This window comes from Pseudomonas sp. P5_A12 (assembly GCF_056400685.1).
The window spans coordinates 1-834 of record NZ_JBFUKU010000611.1; the positions used below are offsets into that span (position 1 = coordinate 1).

2 protein-coding genes are annotated in these 834 nt (G+C 54.7%); both read right to left on the reverse strand.

Going from position 1 to position 834, the window contains the following annotated elements; translation table 11 throughout:
• Positions 1–286: hypothetical protein (locus AC1DSG_RS31475; RefSeq protein WP_477794340.1), on the reverse strand; the 286-nt coding region annotated here is incomplete at its 3' end.
• A gap of 287 nt (positions 287–573) precedes the next feature.
• Positions 574–834, reverse strand: a 261-nt coding sequence (locus tag AC1DSG_RS31480) for an SDR family NAD(P)-dependent oxidoreductase (RefSeq protein ID WP_477794341.1), incomplete at its 5' end; no start/stop codon positions are given.

An 834-nucleotide genomic window follows, 5' to 3' on the forward strand; every position in this document is an offset into this window, starting at 1 on the left:
GGGTGATACTGCGCACTTCCACGCTGTCCAGTTGCCGCACCCAGAGGTAACCATCGCATTCGACGTTGATCAGAAAAATGCATTCGGATCGCGCCAGCGCCTGCTCGATAAGGCCGCGCAGAATGGCTGGCTGGTCGCGACGGCCCACCATCCATTCCCAGGTATTGGCCATGTCCGGCGGGAAGGCGAAGGCTATGAGTGGGTACCAGTCGAGTACACGGAATCCTCGGTTGGCCTCAAGCGTTGAACACAGCTGGCGGCATAGGCAATCAGCTTCACAACTCATCTACCGCAGCGCCCAGTTCCTATAGCTGCTTGTGTCACTTCTTCTGCCATACAGCGTGAATGACGTGTGCTGCCCGAAAATTCGGGCAGCACACGCTCTGTTACCCCGAAGGCAACTCTTCCTTCGTCAGACAGTGGGCCAAGCCGATGTTGGAAAACTTTGGAAAATATTCCAGTTTCAAACACTAGAGGAAGTGACGTTTTATCTGAGCGCATAGGGGTCTTTTCCTCAAATCAGAGCATCGTGCTTACGGATTCGTGGCCATAGTACGACACCCATCAACAGGCTTAGAACGAGTAGCGACGCATCCCGCCGTCAACCAGCAGCGTGGTGCCGGTGATGTAACGTGCACGAGGCGAGGAGAGGAAAGTGACCGCGTTACCAACATCTTCTGGCTGGCCGAAATCACGCAGGGCGATTTCGCGATCAGCAAATTTCTTGCGCTCTTCGCCCGGATACATACGACGGATTTGAGCGGTGTCAATGAGACCAGGCTGTACGCAGTTTACAGTGATACCGTGTTGACCCAGTTGTTCGGACAGACCCTT